Raw genomic sequence first — 18,847 nt, 5'->3', positions numbered from 1 at the left:
GAATACTTTACATTAACCTGACAGAACTAATTACTTCCATAGGATATATAATTTTCCGGCCTTCAATAACTGTATCTGGACAAAAATATGGGGTTTAGATCCTGTATTGAAATTTATTTTTTTGAATTATCCGGATTTTTAAGAGTAATATTTCTGTTGATAGACTTTCGGAATTAGAGTTATAAAAATATTATTTGTAAAACAATGCATTATTTCAGATAATTTATAATTTATTCGGGAGGTATTTGAGATCTGTTATTTATCAACACCGAATAATTTATTGATCTGTTCAAGTCTTTCTTCTTGGAGTTTTATTGACATCTCCATACTTTTAATTGCTCTTTCAATATTCTCTCCTACTCTGACATCATCATCATCAAGACTATATGTGGATTCCAGAATGCGAAGAAGCCTTTTTGATACATCAACACTTCTGCTCAGGCGTTCAAATTCATCAATTATCTGATCTTCAATGCCGGCCTTCTTTGCCATCTCAACGCCAAAACTAATCTTCTCACGCCTTTTAAGGATATATTCAATTGCATCATACAACTGGCGATGAGTTGTCGGCTTCATAACATAATCTTCTATGTATGCACCATATTCCTGTGCCTCTTCAGGGGTGAGCTGCTTTGCAGTAAGCATCATGACGGGGATTTCACGTGTTTCAGGGTTTGTCTTGATATTTTCAAGTGTTTCCCAGCCATCCATGGGTTCCATCATAATGTCCAGAAGTATCAGATCCGGATTTATATCCTTTAATTTATCAAGACATTCGGGGCCACTGTATGAAGCAACCGGATTATAGCCACCCCTCTCAAGCATGGCTACAAAAACATCCACTATCATAGGGCTGTCATCTACAACTAAAATTGTGTTCATTTACAAATCCTCCCCTACTTTTTCTGAAATGGGTATGAGCATCTTTCTGACTTCATTAATATCGGCAGAATTGTTAATAACTGTGGCGATTAATATTTTTCTCCCGGAACTCTTAATTAATATCCTGCCATCACCATTTAATGTATCTACCTGGATACATCCGGGGCGGCTGATATGAAAAGTACTGCAGGCTGCCTCTGATGAAGCGTACATGGTAGCAGCCGTTATCCCCAGAAATGATGAAGGTGCCCTTTCTGATTCCGATTTTCCGATTATCTGTCCCTCTGTCGTCACTATGGCACATGCCATAATGCCATTAAATGACATTATTTCATCAATATAGCCTTTTATTTTAACTTTTAACGGACCAATTTCATTCATCTGTTGAGGCACCTCAGAGTAAATATCAGGTGATGCAACTGCTCATCTTTAGTAGCAATAAGATCACTATAATCAATTTATCTCAAATTATTACTTATTAGTGTTATTGATGCAGAAATATGTAAATATTATCCCTGCAAATTGGCCGGGCATAAAAAGTTCAGATAAATGTGCAGCATAAATTTATTGTGGGGGTATATCCATAGATGTCCTGTCCTTTAGAAAAGTCATCCGTTTCATATATGGTAACCGGGAAATATAATTTACTTTGCGGTAATAGTTTTATCGGGTGATTTATGAATGATGATAAGAATACTCTGAAAGCCTGTATATACAATACAGATTTAGTCAGGATTCTTGAAATTCTGAAAATGATAAATTTCACCGGAAAATGCCTGATAAAAACAGACGACCTGATACTCATACTGACTGAAGATGAGGGTCTGTGCCGCGATGCAGGGGCTGAATCCACAGATGACGAAATTCCATCTGAATTTATCGGCTTAAGAGACAGTTCTCTCATCAGGAAGATTACTGAAATTAATCCTCTGGCGAGGGAGACCAGATTGTATTCCCGGAATGGTTCAGAAAAAGAAAATTCAGCCGATGCTGAAAGTGCACTATTAGTTAAAACTAAAGATATAGGATTTATGGCTGAAGAAACAAAGGATTCTTCCGAATATAATCCGAAAAAAATAACTTATGATCCTGATTCACTTTTTGAAGAGGAACTTTCCAGACTTGACAGCGCTTCAATAGTTAAAATGAAAGAAAAATTCAGACGTGAAATGGAAGATTTAGCTGGCGAAATCCTGAATGAAAAAAATGACTGATCTGCGATGGAACACCTGCTCATATGGGGTTTTTCTGCGGATGAATATTTTACCGGATATGAGAGAATCTGTCTGTTTCATTCAGTTCCAAATCAGGATTCAATATGATATATTGCCCGTCCTGAAGAAATTTTATTTCAGATTGTGCACAAATAAGAATCAATTAACTATAATTACAGAGAAAAGGATCTTTAAATATAAACTCCGGTAAAATTAGTTATCCGGAATACCGATTCGGATTTGTAACTTAAAACAGAGAATAACATGGTCAAAACCTATACTATTGCTTCCGGAAAAGGCGGAACGGGAAAAACAACTCTAACGGTTAACCTTGGTACAATTATTGCCTCCTATGGGAAAGAGACGTACATAATGGATGCAGATATGGGGATGGCAAACCTGGCAATTCTTCTTGGACTTGAAAATGTACCTGTAACCCTTCATGAAGTTCTTGCCGGAAAAGCGCCTGTCTCAGAGGCTGTTTATGACGGGCCACTGGGTGTAAAAGTTGTTCCGAGCGGAATATCGCTTAAAGGTTTTCAGGATGCGGATCCTGAGCATCTAAGGGATGTAATGAGTGAGATAGTAAACCACTGTGAGTATCTGATTATTGATGCACCGGCAGGTATAAGCAGAGATGGTGTAATTCCTCTGGCTATTGCAGATGAAGTTATTCTTGTTGTAAACCCTGAACTGTCATCAATGGTCGATGCCTTAAAAACAAAGATTCTGACTGAATTGATTGGTGGTCATGTAATGGGGGCTATACTGAACAGGGCAACACTTGAAAATACCGAAGTAAGCGTTCACAAAATTGAAGAAGTGCTTGGCGTAAAAGTTATTGGTCTGATACCTGAAGATCCAAACGTTCGAAGAGCAGCAGCTTATAAAACACCGATTGTTATTAAGTACCCCGATTCATCTGCTTCAAAAGAGATAGGTAGAATTGCTGCAAAGATTGCCGGGAAAGAATATCCGGAAACTAAATCCGAGATTTCCGGAGATAAATTTATTGACAGACTTGCAAAAACATTAGTTAAAGGCGGTAAAAAATGAGTATGTTTTTTGGGATTGAATCCGGGCTGATAATACTGTTCGGGATTGTAATTATTTTTCTTTTGGTTCTGATTTATCTGATGCAGAGGAGGATTGGACAGTTGTTGACAGAGGTTGATGATCTCAGCAGTACAATGAATGTTACATGTACAGAACTTGAGGAACTGACAAAAAATGTTGAAGAATTTAAAAAATTAAAGATCTGAAGAACCTCCGGAGACAAAAGAGAAGTTAATTAAGTTGGCACTGACAATATGAAATAGCATTTTGCACCGGGGCCATAGGGTAGCCTGGACCATCCTAGGAGACTGGGGGTCTTCTGACCCGCGTTCGAATCGCGGTGGCCCCATATTTTTATAAAATTTATATTTTTCAATTATGATGATCAATAATTATAATGATTTATTGTTGTCAAATAATATTATTGCCTGGCGATACAAATGATATTCCGGTGAAAAAAATGACCGAATATCATTGCAACAATCCTTTTGAAAGTTATATCGAATCACTGTACAGATTCTGAATAAAAAACCCGATAACTATTTTTTAAAACCGAATATACTATTCTGCTGCGGGTTCAAGTTTTATTGGTACCGGACGGTTGTGAAATAAATATGAAGATGAATAAAACCTGTTTTAACTGCCTTCTTGGAAGAGTTGAATATGAATGCAGACTTTCAACAGATGATGACAGACTTATCGAAGAAACTGCAGATAAATGTGAGAATCTGCTGTTAGAACATATTAATGACGATAATCCGTCACCACAGATCTCCAGCATGATTCACAGGCTTGTCTGTGAGTGCATATCTGACAGTGACCCTTACAGGGAAATAAAATCTGAAGACAATAACACTGCTTTAAATGTTCTTGAAGATGTAAAGGGGAGATTATCAGGTTTCCGGGACATCTGCCTTGGAACAATCATTGCAAATACCCTTGATCACGGTTCGGTGGAGCACAAAGTTTCAGATGATTTCAGTTCTTTCTTCATGGAAGAATTCAGGAAAGGTCTTTCAATAGACGATACAAATGAAGCATCCGGTTTATGCAGCAAAATTGTTTATCTCTGTGATAACTGTGGGGAGATAGTTTTTGACCGATATCTTATAGAATATCTTAAAAATAACGGTTCATACATCACAGTTGTGGTAAGGGGTAGTCCAATAATAAACGATGCTACAATGGAAGATGCCCTAAGTATCGGACTTGATAAAATTTCAGACAGATTACTCACAAATACTAAAGATATAGCAGAACTCGGAGTTAACCTGGATATACTGCCGCAGGATGTTAAAGCTGCAATAGATGATGCAACCCTCATAATCTCTAAGGGAATGGCAAATTATGAATCCTTAAGTGAACATAAAAAGACAGAAAAACTTCCGCCAGTTCTATATCTTATGATGGTCAAATGCCAGCCGATTGCAGAAGATATCGGTGTTGATAAGGGTTCACGCATTGCGATGCTTGTTAAATAGTCCCCTATGAGCCAGCCGGTTCACAGATGATGAATGAAACAGTTATTATTTCATAGGAGTTCATGGAGCTGTTATTTTCCGGGAAAAATAAATAACCTGACATTTTTTTCAGTAATGTCTGATTAAACCTTATATATAATAGGGAACTATTCTTTCTTCATCATGGTAATGGATATAATTGCCATTGGATGGATTCTGATAGTAATCGGTGTCCTCATGCTGCTTATTGAGGCTTTTAATCCGGGATTTTTCATCGCAGTGCCCGGAACAACCCTGATAATAATCGGAATCATCTCACTTCTGTTTCCTGAACTATTTGACACATCTCTGATTATTGTGATCGGGATAATTGTTGCTCTCCTGTCTGCCGGAATTTCGGTGATGATATACAGCAGAATTGCTACTGACAGCAGGTCCCCGTTTACTGCCAGTAAAGATTCACTGATTGGAAAGACCGGAATTGCTACAAAGGAGATCAGTGCTGATTCAATATCCGGAAAAGTTACAATAGAAAATGTTGACTGGAGTGCAACAACGCAAGGTAGGAGTATTCCTGCCGGAAAGAAGGTCAAAGTCATTCATTCGGAAGGAGTGCATGTGACCGTTGAGGAGATTTAAATATGGCTCTTATTGGTTTAGACAATATATTTCTGACAATAATTCTCGTTCTTGCAATTGTTCTTATATTTGCAAAGGGCGTTGTAATCGTTCAGCCGTACGAACAGGCCCTCCAGATTCGTCTGGGGCAGTATATAGGCAGGCTAAATCCGGGATTTCGGTGGGTCATACCATTCATCACGGAAATTGTAAAGATTGACCTTAGAACGCAGGTGATGGATGTACCACAGCAGGAAGTGATTACAAAGGATAATTCACCCACCAATGTGGATGCAATTGTATATACGAGAGTGGTTGACCCTGAAAAATCTTATTTTGAGGTGTCAAATTACCGGATGGCAACCCTCGCACTGGCACAGACAAGCTTAAGAGGTATAATAGGGGATCTCGAACTTGATGAGGTCCTTTATAACAGGGATCTCATCAACAACCGCCTGCGCGACTCTCTTGACAGGGAGACTGACCAGTGGGGTGTCAAGGTTGAGAGGGTGGAGATAAGGGAAGTTGATCCTGTCGGCGCGGTAAAACAGGCGATGACGGAGCAGACAGCAGCAGAAAGGGAGAGGAGAGCTGCAATCCTGCGTGCAGACGGTGAGAAGAGGTCTGCAATTCTCTCTGCCGAAGGAAAGAGGCAGTCGATGATACTGGAGGCGGAAGGTGACAGGCAGAGTAAAATTCTGCGGGCCGAAGGTGACCGCAAATCAAGAATACTCCAGGCACAGGGTGAGGCGCAGGGACTAAGAATTCTTGCGCTTGGTTCGCGGCCGCTTGACAAAAAGGCAATAACTGTCCTTTCCCTTGATGCCTTAAAGCAGATGTCAGACGGTCAGGCCACCAAGATCATATTTCCGTTTGAGATTTCAAGTCTTATTAAACAGAGCGCGAAGTTTCTCGGCGCCGAGGATGAAGAGCTGAAAGATGAGGACTGGAAAAATGTCAGCCTTGACGAATCAATCCTTGGAAGTATGGCCGGGGATGAGGATGTTGAGGATGCCGCAAAGACTGTACAGAGAATTGAGAACAAAATCGAAGATCTAAGTGATGTCAGTGTAAAGGACATCAAAGATCTGGATGAAAAATAACACTTTTTTAACAGTAATTAATATAGAAAATTTGTGAGTTTTTGCTGAATTCAGCAATTATTCCGTCTTAAAACGAAGCAATATATGGTATCATAATCAGCGACACTATGATAAATATCATGAGCCAGCTTATCCCCGATACGATATAGTCCGCATATCTCTCCTTGTTTCTGGCTGCAAAAAAGTTTTTAACACCTTCCTGCATAATATATCCGCCATCCAGAGGAATCAGCGGCAGGGCGTTGAATGTTGCCACTGCAAAATTAAACCAGAAAAGCCAGAATAATATCTGAATTAACTGCCAGTAGCCGTAGAAAGGTTCGCTCCATGCAACTGTGTCGGGTGAATCAAATGCAAGTATGCCAAGTCCGAGACTGTCACCGTCAATTACGGCATTTATCGGCACATATACGAGTAAAAGCGGCCCTAAGGGAGATCTGATATATTTATCCGACAGTTCTTTTGCTCTGGAAGAATCGTAATAAGAGACTCCCATGAAACCTGAATTTTTATCTCCGTATTCCTCCGGCCATTCTGTAAGTTTCAGATTATTTGTACTGGTCATTCCTTCATGAACTGATGTAACTGAAACAGTATCTCCGGGTTTTGTGCCCGACATTATAGATGTAACATCCTCTCTTGAAGTGACATCAATGTCATTTACAGATATTATCAGTGAGTTGGGCAAAAGACCCGAATCATCGGCAGGATAACCGGCATAAACAGCCTTCACATACGGTGCATCAACCGGGTGTGCCATGCCCATGAAGAGTGCCAGGAGCAGAAATGCAATAAGTGCAACTACGAGATTATTGGTTATCCCTGCACCAAACATCCTTATTCTTGACCTGCCGCTGGCTTTTTCAACATCTTCTTCACATGGTTCAACAAAAGCACCAATAGGAATTACAAAAAACAATACTCCGGTACTTTCAACCCGCATACCTTCAATTCTTGCAAGTATTCCATGCCCAAACTCATGGACTACGAGAGTTACAATAAAGGCTATAATTACTGCAAAACTCAGGGGAAGAAATTCATTTATTCCAGGAATTGCAAGAATATTCTGCGGTTCATAAATCCCTGTAGGCGCAGGCGGGGAGGCGAGCGTCTTCTGGAATGAAAAGATCATCAGCACTGAAAACAGCAGGGATACGATGACTACCATTACCGCACCCGCAGTACCGTATAGTTTCAGAAATCTTGAGTATGGCAGGAATTTATCAAAAAAACCAACATTGTCGGTCTTCAGAGCAAGTATTGGTCCATAAAATCTGATATGATCTTCCCAGAGATTATTTTTCTTAATATAACCCGCTATTAAAAAGTATAGTGCAACCAAAAAAACTGCAATCAATAGCAAATTCATCTACAATGGTTTGAATTCTATAGCTGATGAAAGTTCTTAAGAGAACAGATTTTACATCAAATAATTTTATGATGAAGTTACATATTGAGGCAATATATGACAGTGACTGCACCTCCTGTGAATACTTCTATACCATCTTCGCAGTTATTAATTCTGCCGGATATATTGTCTGAGTTTATATATTCTGTGCTTAAAATTCAAAAATACTTCTTTGTTTTCCCCGTTCGATAATGTTAGAGACTGTCTTCCAGCTTTTTCTTGCAATATCCGGTGCTTCTTTGTTTTCCCGGATATAACCCTCCAGATATGAGATCGTAACAGGGTCTGACGGATAACCACTGCCTATTGTCCCGTAAACTTCAGATAATTCTTTTATCAGTCTGTCCCTTGTTACCTTGGCGACTATCGAGGCTGCGGCAACAACCGGATAAATATTGTCTGCTTTATGTTTTGAATATACTGTTACTTTATTGTCCAGAAGATCAGCTATCTTATTTCCGTACCTTGCCTCATTGACATCACAGGCGTCTACATAAGCAGTGCCGGCAGATAGCTGCTTAATTACTGAGGCATGTCCGTGCGCTACGATATCGTTCATTGACATTGTTTCTCTTTTCTGATCAATATCCGGCGCTGAGATAACAATTACTGAAGTTTTAAATTCTCTTGTCAGCTCCCCATAAAGGCTCTCCCTTCTCTTTGGAGAAAGTTTTTTTGAGTCTGCAAAACCTCTCTCTTCAAAGTCTGATAATTTTACGCCGCTTATTCCGCCAATTACCATCGGGCCGATAACTGAACCTTTTCCCGCTTCATCGATGCCGCAGATCACTACTTAGTTATGGTAATTCATAAATTATATCTATAGCCTTGTTTGATACGTTATCCTGATGTATATCATAGTGATTGGTCTTGGCGGAATAGGAAGAAGCCTTGCAGCAGTAGCTGCACAGCACGGTGACAGTGTTGTCGTTATTGATAAGGATGAGGAAAGATGCAATGAGATACTTGAACACTATGATGTCCTTGCAATAACGGGCAATTCAACAGATAAATCTATTCTTGAGGATGCAGGTATAGACAGGGCAGATGCCCTTGTTACAACGACCAGTGACGATGCAGTTAATCTGATGACATGCTGGCTTGCAAAGAGATTCAATGTTAAAAATCTTGTATCTATAGTTAACCAGATAGAGCATTCAGAACTCTTTAAGGAAGTTGGTGTAAGAATAAGCGAAAATCCTGACGAACTTGTTGCGAATCGGCTTTATTACTGGTCAGAAAATCCAAACATGGAGCAGCTGGCCGCAATTCCCGGAGGGATAATCTTTGAGATTGCAGTAGATAAAGATGCTCCGTTTGTTAACCATGAAATTAAAGAATTAAACGTTAAGGATTTTGTTTTTATTGCAATCATCAGGCAGGGTAAGGATATAATAATTCCAAACGGAAGCGTAAGAATCAGGCCAAATGATAATATCATAGTTTTTTCGAAGAAGGAAGCAGAAGAAGAATGTCTAAAAATTCTGAACAAGCAGCTTAAAGCACCAAATAAAAAGCCTGCCGGAAGGAAATGAACAATATTATCGTCTAAATCTATAAATCACATATCTGATAATATCTCTGTGGGCGGGCAGAATTAACTGTATGTCTGCTGTTTCATCAACTGACATATATTTATTTTTAATAATCACAGTGTTTTGAATTTAATTATCCTGATTTTTATCTGTGTCTGAAGTGAAAATAAAAAATGCTGGCTGATTAACTCCTATAATTAAAATGGTATATTAGAATAAAAATTATTCAAAATATTTTTTAAGGCCGGTAAGGTCCTTGATAAGTTTGGGATTTAACTTCACAATTTCTTTAACAAGTGAAAGTGTGGAAAAATCTGCCATTTTAAGATTTTTTACCGAAGTAAGAATTGCATTAAGCTGTTTATCGGTCAATTTTACAAATATCTCTTTCATCTGATAATTACGTTCAAGTGCCCTGCCCATCTTTGAATCGCGCCACACAGAATCATATTCCATGAGTGCCTCTTTTGAAAGGTCGCCTGATTCAATACACTTTGAAGCAACTTCAGCTGCCAGACGTCCGGTATACATCGCATTGTAGATCCCGCCGCCTGTCATAGGATCGCTTATCCTTGCAGCGTCCCCAATGATCATCAGACCGTCAGACACAGTACATTCCAGAGGTTCACAGACTGAAACTCCTCCTGCGATCTGTTCAATAATCTTTCCTTCGGGGAAGTTTTCACTGACATATCTGTCGAGATAATCCTTTGCGCGCTGCCCGTCTCCTGACTGCGTGCCGGAAATACCAATACCTACATTTGCAGAGCGGTGCCCTTTTGGAAAGATCCACAGATATCCTTCTGGTGCGATCTCTCTTCCGACATGAAATACAGTAATATTGGGTTCGATGTTAATATCAGTCATCAGATACTGTGCGCAGGTTTCCATTTCGCGCAGAGGCACTGTCGTATCAATTCCGCACCAGCGTGTGAATTTTGATTCTACTCCGTCAGCGGCAATTGTAATCTTTGCTCTGACTTCCCGAACCTCGCCATTGTACTCTATTTTTGCACCGCATACAACGCCATTTTCAACAATAGCACCAACGGCCCTTGCCTTTACAAATATCTCTGCGCCGGCATGTACTGCCTGCCAGATAAGATCCCGGTCAAAAAATTTCCTGTCAAGAACAAATCCCACTTCATTGCCGGCCATTTCCGGATTTAAGTAGAAATATGATCCATCTGGTGCAATGAGTTTTGCTCCTTCTATCTTTGCAGAGATCCATTTAGGATCAATTTCATCAAAAAATTCGCAGATTAAATCCTCGCCTATTCCCTCTGCGCACCTCACAGGGGCACCAATTGCAGGGCGTTTTTCGGCAAGGGCTACGGAAAGACCCTTTTCTGCGGCAGTTTTTGCAGCAAGGGCGCCACCGGGACCTCCTCCGATTATTAAAACATCATATTCACTCTTCATCGGCCACCTCCAGAGCGCCAAGGGGGCAGACTTTCACACAAATATTGCAATTTTTGCAGTTATCATAATCAACTGAAAGGTAAGCATCAACAAGTTCGAGTGCTCCTTTTGGGCAGACAGAAACACAGGCACCGCAATATCCACAGACCTCTCTTCTTACTTTGATCATTCTGTATATATTGAGCAGATACGCTCTTTAACCTTTACGACACGAATTTGAAAAAAAGAGATTTCTTTATATACTGATTAACTCAGAATTATCAAAATTTAATGAAGTCACGGCAAAAAACTGCCTGATTTTTACCTGTGCGGGTACTCATAAATGATACTGCTTAAGCAGAATATCGTGAAAATAAATTAAGCATTAATTTACATAAGAAAAATTAAAGTTATTTCTGACATGAAACTTACCGGTGGTCCGACTCAGGATGAGATAATGGCTATATCCATGCAGAAGCTCGGACTTTTGAAGGATGATATTTTTGCAGACATTGGATGCGGAACCGGCAAAATATCAATTGAAGCCTCTAAAATGTGTAAAAAAGTTATTGCAATTGATAAGAGAGAAGAAGCAATAAGGTATGCCGGACGGGAAATTGAAGAATCCTCAGCGGAAAATATCTGTCTCATAAAAGGTGAAGCAGGAAAAACTCTTCTGGAGATTGATTATCTTGACTGCGCCTTCCTTGGAGGTTCGGTTAACATTGAGGCAGTTCTTGACAGACTTAATGAAATTGTGCAGCGCAGAATTGTTGTTAATGCTGTTATGCTTGAGACGGTCAGTAAAACTGTTAATAAGATGAAAGAACTTGATATATTTGAAGAGGCAGTATATGTTCAGGTTACTAAATCCTGTGATATTGCCGCCGGAATAATGTTTAAGCCTATAAATCCGGTTTACATAATTTCAGGGAGTGTGAACAAGTAAAATGCTTGTTGCAGTCGGAATAGGTCCCGGAGATCCGGAGTTGCTGACTATAAAAGCAGTAAACCTGATTAAAAAAGCTGATGCGGTATTTGTACCCGGTAAAGTTGCAAAGGAGATCATCTCACCATACAGAAAAGACGTAACAGTGCTTTCTTTTCCTATGACCGATGATGAGGATTACATCAGCAGGTGTATCCATGAAAATACAGAAATAATTGCTCCTGTTGCTGAAGAAGGTCTTGCAGTATTCTGCATACTTGGTGATCCCAATTTTTACGGGACATTTGGCCGGCTATGTTCAGTACTGAAAAAGACCCATCCAAAAATCTCTTTTGATACCGTTCCGGGTATAAGTTCAATTACAGCTTTTGCATCAGCCACAGGCATAGCTATTAACGGCGGAGTCGAGATCTCAGACGGGTCAGAGATCAATTCTAAGTTAATGCTTAAGGTAAGAAAACCAAAAGATATGTCTGTTAAACTTAAGGCTGAAGGATATAACGAGTTTATTCTTGCAGAGAAGATATTTATGAATGAGCAGAATATTTTCAGAAATGGTGATATTCCCGATGAAAGTCCGTATTTCAGTATTCTTTTTGCCCGGAAAAATAATCCGGCCGAAAAGAGGTCCGGATAAAGAAGATAACAACTGATCATTATGCCTAAAATATACATTGTCGGTGCCGGATGTGGTGATCCTGGCCTTATAACCGTTAAAGGAAAGGATCTCCTTGATAAGGCAGATCTTTTAGTTTATGCCGGGTCGCTTGTTAATCCGGAACTGGTAAAGAACTGCCCTGCGGAGGAAAAATATGACAGCTGGGGCATGAAGCTTGAAGAGATGACTGAGATTATGGCAAAAGCTGCAATTGAGGGTAAAACAGTAGTCAGGCTGCATTCCGGAGATCCTGCTCTGTATGGTGCAATTGTTGAGCAGTGTGCACTCCTTAAGGCTAAAGGCGTTGATGCTGAGAGGGTGCCGGGTGTATCTTCAATGTTTGGCGCCGCGGCAGCACTTGAGACTCAGCTTACCTTAAGAGGAGTGTCTGAATCTGTAATTATCACCCGTCCGGCAGGAAATACCCTTGATAAAGACAAGATTGCAGAGATGTCTGCACTTGGTGAGACTATGGTCATATTCCTTGGTACAGAGCATATGGAGGATATACTGTCGAGGGTCAGGTGTCCGCCGGAAACACCCGCAGCAGTTGTTTACAGGGCAACCTGGCCGGACCAGATTGTGGTTAAGGGAACTGTCGCGGATATCGCTGAAAAGGCAAGGGCAGAGGGTATAGAGAGAACTTCACTGATTATTATCGGTGATGTCGTTAAAGCCTGCAATTCAGAATACATCAATTCACACCTTTACGGATGAAAAAATACATAGTTATCTCACTTGACAGATTCAGGGAAAGTGCAGAGATAATAAGCAGAGCCATTGACGGCGATGTTGCCGGTTATTCAAAAGATGCTTTCAAAGAGGCATTTGACTGTTATGAAGGTATCATTGCGGTGATGTCTGCCGGAATTGCGGTAAGAAATATTGCACCGCTGCTAAATGACAAATGGACCGACCCACCTGTTGTCGTTGTAAGTCCGGATATGAAATATGCCGTTCCGGTTACGGGCGGGCACCATGGCGGAAATGAGATCGCAAAGATGCTTACCGGCCTTGGTATTGAACCTGTAATCACAACGGCCACAGAGAGTATGAATCGTGATTCTGTTGAGAACTATGCACGGAGGAATAATCTTGAAATTCTCAATAAGGATTCTACGAGGAGGGTGAATGCGGAGATACTCGATGGCAATGTCCCCTGCTATCTCTTAAATGAACCGGCAATGGCAGTTGTTTCCCCTGAGGTATCAGTTCTTCTTAGTACAGGCAGGTATATTGTCGGGATTGGGTGCAGAAGGGGCGTAAGTGCAGATGAAGTAATCAGTGCTATAAGGAAGGCCCTGAATATTGCCGGGATTGATAAGAAGGATGTCCTGGCATATTCAACAACTGTTCTGAAGAGAGATGAAGCGGGGCTTACTGAAGCCGTCCGGACTCTCTCAGGCAATCTTGTCTTTGTTTCTGATGAAGAGATCAACGATGAATGTCCTGAGTCAGATTCAAGGGCATATGATAAAGTAGGGCTTAAGGGAGTTGCAGAACCTTCAGCACTCTCACTTTCAAAGAGCAAAAAAATTATTCTAAAAAAACAGATATTCGGGAGAGTTACAATTGCAGTCATTGAATAAAGGAAAACTTTTCATAATAGGTATAGGGCCTGGTGACACTGATTTCATGATAAAGCGTGCATCAGATGCTATCATGGAATCGGAGATAATCATAGGGAATGATTTTTATCTTGATCTGATAAAACCGCTCATTGGAGATAAAGAGGTCATTTACAGCTCAATGGGTAAAGAAGTTGAGAGAGCGCGGAGGTGCATCGAACTTGCAGAGACAAAGAAAGTTGCAATGATAAGCGGAGGTGATCCCGGAATATACGGTATGGCGGGAATTGTCATCGAGATTATCAAAAGAGATAATTCCGGGGTTGAATATGAGGTTATACCTGGTGTTACGGCAGCAACCGCCGCAGCATCAAAGACAGGTTCTCCACTCTCCGGAGATTATGCCACAGTATCTCTCTCAGACCTGTTAACTCCCATTGAAATCATTGAAAAAAGGCTTGACCTTGCATTTCAGATGGGTGTTCCGGTTGTCCTGTACAATCCCAAGAGCAATGGAAGACCTCACAATCTTGCAATTGCACTGGAAAAGGCTTTGAAATATAAGAATAAGGACACTCCTGTTGCGGTTGTCAAAAACTCGCACCGCAGCGGGGAAGAGATCAGATATTACAAACTCTCAGAACTTTTTGAGGATGATGAGTTTGTGGATATGCGCTCGGTTGTAATAATCGGCGGTGAGGAATCAGAATTTATAGGAGATGATGAAAATATCAGAGGAATTGTCACGCCAAGAGGTTATGACAGAAAATATGTATATTGATCCGGGTGCGGATACAAAAGAGGGTTATAATATCTCCCTGACCAGCAGAAGGCTTGCAAGGCAGGTAGTTGGCGACAGAACCCCGGAGGACAGAATTCGTCAGAGATGTGCAATTTCGGTTGGTGACTTTGTCATGGCAGATCTGACTGCGTTTAAGAACAATCCCGTAGATGCAGGACTTAGAGCACTTGAAAAAGAAGTGCCAATAATCACTGATATCAGAATGGTTCAGACCGGCATCAGGAAAAAAGAGCATGGCAGCGAAGTTTTATGTGCGCTGGATTATGGTGACGGAATATCAAAGGAGCTTGGGATAACAAGAAGTTCTGCGGGTTTCCTTGCACTCAGGCAAAAAATTGAGGGTTCAGTAATTGTAATTGGAAATGCACCCTCTGCCCTCCTTACAGTCTGTGATATGATCAGGGAGGGGGTTGTTCCGGCTCTGGTCATAGGAAGTCCTGTGGGGTTTGTAAATGCCGCTGAATCAAAAGAACTGTTAAGGACTCTCGATGTCCCTTCAGTATCAAACAGGGGGACAAGGGGTGGCACACCGCCGGCAGTTGCAGTCATGAATGAGATAATCACAATGTATGCCGAAAGAAACAGAAAAGAGGATTAGGGATCCTGTCTCGGATTTTTTCTACCCGGAAGAATGGTCCGGGAAGTGCAGCAGTACTGAAGATCTCAGGCTGGTAACAGATGGTCTTGCAGTGCTTACATCAGACGGGAATATTCTGATGAGGGGCTTTACAACCGGAAGCACTGCTGCTGCGGCATGCAAGGCCGCCGTCCTGTCCTTAAAAAAAAGCGGCATTGATTTTGTCAATATCAGAACTGCATCCGGAATCCGGGTGGATGTAAAGGCTTCCGGAAAATCCGGTACCGGAAGGTCGGCCAAATACTCCGGTGATTATAAGGATGACATAACTTCAGGTATCCTTTTCATTGCCAAAGCAACAGAAAATCGGGAAGGAACTGAATTTATTGCCGGAGAGGGGATAGGACGGTTTTCAAGAGATACACCACGATATCAAAAGGGCACTCCTGCTATCAGTAATAGTTCTATGAAAACAATTCTGGATGCTATAAACGAGGCTCTTTACGAGACAGATATTCCGAATGTGACAGTTAACCTCTCCATTCCTAAAGGTGAAGAAACTGGCAGAAAGACACTTAACCCGAAAGTAGGGGTAGAAGGAGGTATATCAGTTCTCGGTTCAACAGGATTTGTCGAACCCTGGGATGATCATCTCTCTGAATCTGTTTTTGACAGAATTATGTGTGCTGACGGGGTTGTTATCACAACAGGAAGAATTGGTCTTCGTTTTTCAAGAATGCTCTTTCCGGATTATGAAACAGTTCTTGTTGGTAAATATATGGAAAGGGCTATATCGGTAGCAAAAGGCGATATAATTCTCTGTGGCCTTCCTGCCCTTATTCTTAAATTCATTGACCCGGATATTCTCTCAGGCACTCCGTACCTTACAGTTGAAGAGATGACGTCTGATCCTGAATGGAAAATCCGTGCGGAGAAGTCAATATCCCGCTATATTAAAGGTCATAATGAAGTAAGGGTTGTTATAATTAACAGAAATGGTGATATTGAGATCGATTCTGAAAGATTTAAAACAAAAGGAGAAACAGGATTATGATTATTGTCGGGGCAGGATGCGGGCCCGGGATGCTGACAGAAGAGGCCAGAAATAAAATAATGGGTGCAACCCTGATATATGGCTCAAAGCGTGCTATTGAGTGCTGCCTTGAGTTCATAGATGAGAAAACAGAGGTAGTTGAAATTACGGATTACAAATCTTTGAGTAAACTTCCGGAAGATGCCATTGTGCTCTCAACAGGCGATCCAATGCTTGCAGGGCTTGGTTATCTTAAAGGAGTGGTTGTGCCCGGAATTTCATCCATGAGTTACGCATTTGCCAGATTAAAAATTCCGCTCTCAAAAGTTGCAGTATCAAATGCACATGGGAAAGATCATCTCTCTGCAATTCAGCAGTCTGCCGCAGATATAAAAAACGGTCATATCTCATTTATGATTGCTGATCCTGAATTTGATACAATAAAATTTGCGGAATATCTGAATGATGAGAAAATCGTATGTGCCATATCGGTATGTGAAAATCTTGGTTATCCTGATGAAAGAATTGCCACCGGAACTGTGCAAAGTCCTCCTAAAAATAAATCCGGTCTTTTTGTAGTGATTGCCGGAGATTATCCGGTTTTAGTCTGACAGTTCTCCTGAATCTCAATAATTTCAATATTATGGCCCGATTCTGAGTTAAAGTCCTGTACTCTTTCTCCAATTCTCTTTATCATTACCGGAACAGTAACAATTATACTGTTCCCGCTGTTCATAGCCTTTAAAAGACATTTGTCAATAACGCCATATGTAAAATCGGGACTTAAGTTCTTATTTTCCAGGCAGATTTTAGCCTTTGTACCCATTGCACCAAGGGATTGTGCTGAATATCTCTTCATTAACTCCTGAAGTGAATCAATTGCAGGGGATTCAGCATTTAAAATATATATCTTTCCCATATCTTCATCACGCTGAATGGGTCCCTGGTTAAAAGTTTCAATTTTTTTCACCATTTCAAGAACAGATCTTGGTGGATTGCCTGTAAATGTGAGTCCTCTTTCACAGAGACATTCATATAGATCCATAAGAACCGGCATTGAGAGTGAAGCGCTCTTTAAGTCGGCCCGGTTTGTGAATATTTCTCCGGGTTTCCCTTCAGAGATAATTTTACCTTTATTCATCAGAACTATTCTGTCAGCCCACGGGTACGCAAGTTCAACATCATGAGTTGAGATAATAATCGTCTTACCATGTCCGTTAAGCTCAGATAACAGTTCCATGATGTCCTCAGATGAAGCAGGATCCAGAGCACTTGTAGGTTCATCAAATACAAAAACATCAGGTTCCATTGCAAGAATTCCGGCCATAGCCACTTTCTTTTTCTCTCCGCCGCTGAGATGGTGTGGTGGCCTTCTCTCAAAACCCAGAAGTCCTGTATACCCAAGTGCATGGTTTACGTAGGTTTTTACTCTGTCTTTATCATATCCAAGATTTACAGGACCAAAGGCGACATCCTGATAGACCGTTGGGGCAATTATCTGGTTGTCCGGGTTCTGGAATACAAATCCAACCTTCTTTCTTAATTCACGAAGTGAAGAACGTTTGTATGAGATATTCTCACTGTTAAATAATATCTCTCCGGATTGCGGTCTTAAAATTCCGTTTAACATCAGAAGCAGTGTTGACTTGCCTGCACCGTTTGAACCGACAATTGCTATTTTTTCACCCGAATATACGGTGAGGCTGACATTTTCAAGAGCATAGGAGCTGTTTGGGTATTTATATGACACATCTTTAATTTCAATTATTGCCTTCATAACGGTAAACTCCCAAAAAGTGTGGAATCTGAAGTTATATTCATAATAATTACTGTTGCAGAGAGATAAATCAGAACCAGAATAAAAGCTTTCACAGAGAAAACATCAGGATCATTTAGTGTTGCGAATTTTCCATCATAGCATCTGCATTCCATCGCCCTGACCAGATTTTCACCTGATTCCCATGTGTTGATAAATAGAGCGCCTGCCATCATTCCAAATGAATTAATAGCTTCATTTCTCCTGCTGTAGCCAAGTCTCATCAGCTGAGCATTTTTTATCTGATATGCCTGTTCAATGAATACAAAGATAAATCTGTATATGAGCATTGATAGATCTATTAAAAAATCCGGGATTCTGCATCTTCTTCCAAGTGAAAAAAGTTCAGTTGCAGGAGTTGTGAGTGATATAAAGTACAGTGAACATGTTCCTCCAAAAACTCTTGAAAGTATCAGGAATCCCTCATTAAGACTTCCGGTTGTGACATTCAGCGTAAGCCATGAAATTGGCTGAATATTTAAAATAACTTCTCCGCTGTTTCTGATAAAAATTATCACCAGAACACTCAGAAACGCAAATCCAAGTGGAATAAGAAGAAGTTTCAGATATAATTTCAGATCAATTCCGGCAATCATTACTATTGCTGTGCTGAGTGTCAGGGCAATAAAAAGGGGCGTTACAAAACTCTGCGATGAAACAGATATAATAATACAGCCAATACCGAGGATCAGTTTTATAACCGGATTTATATGAATTAATCTGTTATTCTGTGCAATATCTTCCAAAAGTTCATGATACATTGATTC

The 18,847-nt window shown here is 40.6% G+C and carries 24 protein-coding genes and 1 tRNA gene; 17 read left to right on the top strand and 8 right to left on the bottom strand.

What is annotated here, in order from left to right; all coding sequences use genetic code 11:
- Positions 1–255: 255 nt before the first annotated feature.
- Both METLIM_RS08830 and METLIM_RS08825 read right to left on the bottom strand, forming a co-directional pair.
- Positions 256–882 (bottom strand): response regulator, encoded by a 627-nt coding sequence (locus METLIM_RS08830; RefSeq protein WP_004077795.1) that lies wholly within the window; start codon positions 880–882, stop codon positions 256–258.
- Positions 883–1,263 carry a roadblock/LC7 domain-containing protein gene (locus METLIM_RS08825; RefSeq protein WP_004077793.1) on the bottom strand — a complete coding sequence of 127 codons (381 nt, stop codon included), beginning with the start codon at positions 1,261–1,263 and terminating at the stop codon, positions 883–885. It abuts the gene before it with no gap.
- Between the two features lie 296 nt (positions 1,264–1,559).
- On the opposite strand from METLIM_RS08825, the gene METLIM_RS08820 reads away from it, so the two are divergent.
- From METLIM_RS08820 to METLIM_RS08790, 7 genes are all read left to right on the top strand, one after another.
- Positions 1,560–2,096, top strand: a complete 537-nt coding sequence (locus METLIM_RS08820; RefSeq protein WP_004077791.1) for a hypothetical protein — start codon at positions 1,560–1,562, stop codon at positions 2,094–2,096.
- A gap of 264 nt (positions 2,097–2,360) precedes the next feature.
- Complete coding sequence (minD, locus tag METLIM_RS08815) at positions 2,361–3,152, top strand: cell division ATPase MinD (RefSeq protein WP_004077789.1); 792 nt, start codon at positions 2,361–2,363, stop codon at positions 3,150–3,152.
- Positions 3,149–3,358 carry a hypothetical protein gene (locus METLIM_RS08810; RefSeq protein WP_004077786.1) on the top strand — a complete coding sequence of 70 codons (210 nt, stop codon included), beginning with the start codon at positions 3,149–3,151 and terminating at the stop codon, positions 3,356–3,358. The genes minD and METLIM_RS08810 overlap by 4 nt, the downstream gene beginning before the upstream one ends.
- Before the next feature lie 68 nt (positions 3,359–3,426).
- A tRNA-Pro gene (locus tag METLIM_RS08805) sits at positions 3,427–3,501 on the top strand.
- 265 nt (positions 3,502–3,766) lie between these two features.
- Entirely contained in the window at positions 3,767–4,633 is an 867-nt protein-coding gene (locus METLIM_RS08800) for a damage-control phosphatase ARMT1 family protein (protein WP_004077783.1), read from the top strand.
- Positions 4,634–4,801: 168 nt separating this feature from the next.
- On the top strand, positions 4,802–5,251 hold the full coding sequence (locus METLIM_RS08795; RefSeq protein ID WP_245543517.1) for an NfeD family protein: 450 nt from the start codon (positions 4,802–4,804) through the stop codon (positions 5,249–5,251).
- A 2-nt stretch (positions 5,252–5,253) separates the two neighbouring features.
- Positions 5,254–6,333 carry an SPFH domain-containing protein gene (locus METLIM_RS08790; RefSeq protein ID WP_004077780.1) on the top strand — a complete coding sequence of 360 codons (1,080 nt, stop codon included), beginning with the start codon at positions 5,254–5,256 and terminating at the stop codon, positions 6,331–6,333.
- A 67-nt stretch (positions 6,334–6,400) separates the two neighbouring features.
- Here METLIM_RS08790 and METLIM_RS08785 read toward each other — a convergent pair whose 3' ends face one another.
- The gene (locus METLIM_RS08785; RefSeq protein ID WP_217177964.1) at positions 6,401–7,690 is read right to left on the bottom strand and encodes a site-2 protease family protein; all 1,290 of its coding nucleotides are present in this window, start codon (positions 7,688–7,690) and stop codon (positions 6,401–6,403) included.
- Positions 7,691–7,728: 38 nt separating this feature from the next.
- Between METLIM_RS08785 and METLIM_RS16610 the strand changes: the two genes are divergently transcribed.
- Positions 7,729–7,875: a hypothetical protein gene (locus METLIM_RS16610; RefSeq protein ID WP_004077777.1), complete on the top strand. Its 147-nt coding sequence runs from the start codon at positions 7,729–7,731 to the stop codon at positions 7,873–7,875.
- A 17-nt stretch (positions 7,876–7,892) separates the two neighbouring features.
- On the opposite strand, the gene rnhB is transcribed toward METLIM_RS16610, so the two are convergent.
- Positions 7,893–8,531 (bottom strand): ribonuclease HII, encoded by a 639-nt coding sequence (rnhB, locus tag METLIM_RS08780; RefSeq protein WP_004077776.1) that lies wholly within the window; start codon positions 8,529–8,531, stop codon positions 7,893–7,895.
- Between the two features lie 58 nt (positions 8,532–8,589).
- On the opposite strand from rnhB, the gene METLIM_RS08775 reads away from it, so the two are divergent.
- The gene (locus METLIM_RS08775; RefSeq protein WP_004077775.1) at positions 8,590–9,276 is read left to right on the top strand and encodes a potassium channel family protein; all 687 of its coding nucleotides are present in this window, start codon (positions 8,590–8,592) and stop codon (positions 9,274–9,276) included.
- Positions 9,277–9,498: 222 nt separating this feature from the next.
- On the opposite strand, the gene METLIM_RS08770 is transcribed toward METLIM_RS08775, so the two are convergent.
- The gene (locus METLIM_RS08770; protein WP_004077774.1) at positions 9,499–10,698 is read right to left on the bottom strand and encodes an NAD(P)/FAD-dependent oxidoreductase; all 1,200 of its coding nucleotides are present in this window, start codon (positions 10,696–10,698) and stop codon (positions 9,499–9,501) included.
- Complete coding sequence (locus tag METLIM_RS08765; RefSeq protein WP_004077773.1) at positions 10,688–10,867, bottom strand: 4Fe-4S binding protein; 180 nt, start codon at positions 10,865–10,867, stop codon at positions 10,688–10,690. The genes METLIM_RS08770 and METLIM_RS08765 overlap by 11 nt, the downstream gene beginning before the upstream one ends.
- A gap of 231 nt (positions 10,868–11,098) precedes the next feature.
- Between METLIM_RS08765 and METLIM_RS08760 the strand changes: the two genes are divergently transcribed.
- From METLIM_RS08760 to METLIM_RS08725, 8 genes are read left to right on the top strand one after another with little or no spacing between them, the layout of a single operon-like run.
- Complete coding sequence (locus tag METLIM_RS08760; protein WP_004077772.1) at positions 11,099–11,626, top strand: bifunctional cobalt-precorrin-7 (C(5))-methyltransferase/cobalt-precorrin-6B (C(15))-methyltransferase; 528 nt, start codon at positions 11,099–11,101, stop codon at positions 11,624–11,626.
- 1 nt (position 11,627) lies between these two features.
- On the top strand, positions 11,628–12,263 hold the full coding sequence (locus METLIM_RS08755) for a cobalt-factor II C(20)-methyltransferase (protein WP_004077771.1): 636 nt from the start codon (positions 11,628–11,630) through the stop codon (positions 12,261–12,263).
- A 21-nt stretch (positions 12,264–12,284) separates the two neighbouring features.
- Positions 12,285–13,001 (top strand): cobalt-precorrin-4/precorrin-4 C(11)-methyltransferase, encoded by a 717-nt coding sequence (locus METLIM_RS08750; RefSeq protein WP_004077770.1) that lies wholly within the window; start codon positions 12,285–12,287, stop codon positions 12,999–13,001.
- Complete coding sequence (gene cbiG / locus METLIM_RS08745) at positions 12,998–13,873, top strand: cobalt-precorrin 5A hydrolase (protein WP_004077769.1); 876 nt, start codon at positions 12,998–13,000, stop codon at positions 13,871–13,873. Before METLIM_RS08750 ends, cbiG begins: the two co-directional genes overlap by 4 nt.
- Positions 13,857–14,633: a precorrin-3B C(17)-methyltransferase gene (cobJ, locus tag METLIM_RS08740; protein WP_004077768.1), complete on the top strand. Its 777-nt coding sequence runs from the start codon at positions 13,857–13,859 to the stop codon at positions 14,631–14,633. Before cbiG ends, cobJ begins: the two co-directional genes overlap by 17 nt.
- Complete coding sequence (locus METLIM_RS08735; RefSeq protein ID WP_157202269.1) at positions 14,611–15,252, top strand: precorrin-8X methylmutase; 642 nt, start codon at positions 14,611–14,613, stop codon at positions 15,250–15,252. Before cobJ ends, METLIM_RS08735 begins: the two co-directional genes overlap by 23 nt.
- A complete protein-coding gene (locus tag METLIM_RS08730; protein ID WP_004077764.1) occupies positions 15,224–16,285 on the top strand; it encodes a cobalt-precorrin-5B (C(1))-methyltransferase in 1,062 nt (353 codons plus the stop codon). The genes METLIM_RS08735 and METLIM_RS08730 overlap by 29 nt, the downstream gene beginning before the upstream one ends.
- Entirely contained in the window at positions 16,282–16,875 is a 594-nt protein-coding gene (locus METLIM_RS08725) for a cobalt-precorrin-7 (C(5))-methyltransferase (protein ID WP_004077763.1), read from the top strand. The genes METLIM_RS08730 and METLIM_RS08725 overlap by 4 nt, the downstream gene beginning before the upstream one ends.
- On the opposite strand, the gene METLIM_RS08720 is transcribed toward METLIM_RS08725, so the two are convergent.
- The gene (locus tag METLIM_RS08720) at positions 16,857–18,041 is read right to left on the bottom strand and encodes an energy-coupling factor ABC transporter ATP-binding protein (protein WP_004077761.1); all 1,185 of its coding nucleotides are present in this window, start codon (positions 18,039–18,041) and stop codon (positions 16,857–16,859) included. The genes METLIM_RS08725 and METLIM_RS08720 overlap by 19 nt on opposite strands.
- Positions 18,038–18,841 (bottom strand): cobalt ECF transporter T component CbiQ, encoded by an 804-nt coding sequence (gene cbiQ / locus METLIM_RS08715; protein WP_004077759.1) that lies wholly within the window; start codon positions 18,839–18,841, stop codon positions 18,038–18,040. The genes METLIM_RS08720 and cbiQ overlap by 4 nt, the downstream gene beginning before the upstream one ends.
- Positions 18,842–18,847: the final 6 nt, after the last annotated feature.

It is taken from the genome of Methanoplanus limicola DSM 2279 (genome assembly GCF_000243255.1).
Classification (GTDB): domain Archaea; phylum Halobacteriota; class Methanomicrobia; order Methanomicrobiales; family Methanomicrobiaceae; genus Methanoplanus; species Methanoplanus limicola.
This window is presented reverse-complemented; position numbering and strand designations above follow the sequence as displayed.

Bases quoted from the DNA above. Each gene is read 5' to 3' on its own strand.
- METLIM_RS08830 (WP_004077795.1), bottom strand. From the start codon at position 882: ATGAACACAATTTTAGTTGTAGATGACAGCCCTATGATAGTGGATGTT.
- METLIM_RS08825 (WP_004077793.1), bottom strand. From the start codon at position 1,263: ATGAATGAAATTGGTCCGTTAAAAGTTAAAATAAAAGGCTATATTGAT.
- METLIM_RS08820 (WP_004077791.1), top strand. From the start codon at position 1,560: ATGAATGATGATAAGAATACTCTGAAAGCCTGTATATACAATACAGAT.
- minD (WP_004077789.1), top strand. From the start codon at position 2,361: ATGGTCAAAACCTATACTATTGCTTCCGGAAAAGGCGGAACGGGAAAA.
- METLIM_RS08810 (WP_004077786.1), top strand. From the start codon at position 3,149: ATGAGTATGTTTTTTGGGATTGAATCCGGGCTGATAATACTGTTCGGG.
- METLIM_RS08800 (WP_004077783.1), top strand. From the start codon at position 3,767: ATGAAGATGAATAAAACCTGTTTTAACTGCCTTCTTGGAAGAGTTGAA.
- METLIM_RS08795 (WP_245543517.1), top strand. From the start codon at position 4,802: ATGGATATAATTGCCATTGGATGGATTCTGATAGTAATCGGTGTCCTC.
- METLIM_RS08790 (WP_004077780.1), top strand. From the start codon at position 5,254: ATGGCTCTTATTGGTTTAGACAATATATTTCTGACAATAATTCTCGTT.
- METLIM_RS16610 (WP_004077777.1), top strand. From the start codon at position 7,729: ATGAAAGTTCTTAAGAGAACAGATTTTACATCAAATAATTTTATGATG.
- METLIM_RS08775 (WP_004077775.1), top strand. From the start codon at position 8,590: ATGTATATCATAGTGATTGGTCTTGGCGGAATAGGAAGAAGCCTTGCA.
- METLIM_RS08770 (WP_004077774.1), bottom strand. From the start codon at position 10,698: ATGAAGAGTGAATATGATGTTTTAATAATCGGAGGAGGTCCCGGTGGC.
- METLIM_RS08765 (WP_004077773.1), bottom strand. From the start codon at position 10,867: ATGATCAAAGTAAGAAGAGAGGTCTGTGGATATTGCGGTGCCTGTGTT.
- METLIM_RS08760 (WP_004077772.1), top strand. From the start codon at position 11,099: ATGAAACTTACCGGTGGTCCGACTCAGGATGAGATAATGGCTATATCC.
- METLIM_RS08755 (WP_004077771.1), top strand. From the start codon at position 11,628: ATGCTTGTTGCAGTCGGAATAGGTCCCGGAGATCCGGAGTTGCTGACT.
- METLIM_RS08750 (WP_004077770.1), top strand. From the start codon at position 12,285: ATGCCTAAAATATACATTGTCGGTGCCGGATGTGGTGATCCTGGCCTT.
- cbiG (WP_004077769.1), top strand. From the start codon at position 12,998: ATGAAAAAATACATAGTTATCTCACTTGACAGATTCAGGGAAAGTGCA.
- METLIM_RS08735 (WP_157202269.1), top strand. From the start codon at position 14,611: ATGACAGAAAATATGTATATTGATCCGGGTGCGGATACAAAAGAGGGT.
- METLIM_RS08730 (WP_004077764.1), top strand. From the start codon at position 15,224: ATGCCGAAAGAAACAGAAAAGAGGATTAGGGATCCTGTCTCGGATTTT.
- METLIM_RS08725 (WP_004077763.1), top strand. From the start codon at position 16,282: ATGATTATTGTCGGGGCAGGATGCGGGCCCGGGATGCTGACAGAAGAG.
- METLIM_RS08720 (WP_004077761.1), bottom strand. From the start codon at position 18,041: ATGAAGGCAATAATTGAAATTAAAGATGTGTCATATAAATACCCAAAC.
- cbiQ (WP_004077759.1), bottom strand. From the start codon at position 18,841: ATGTATCATGAACTTTTGGAAGATATTGCACAGAATAACAGATTAATT.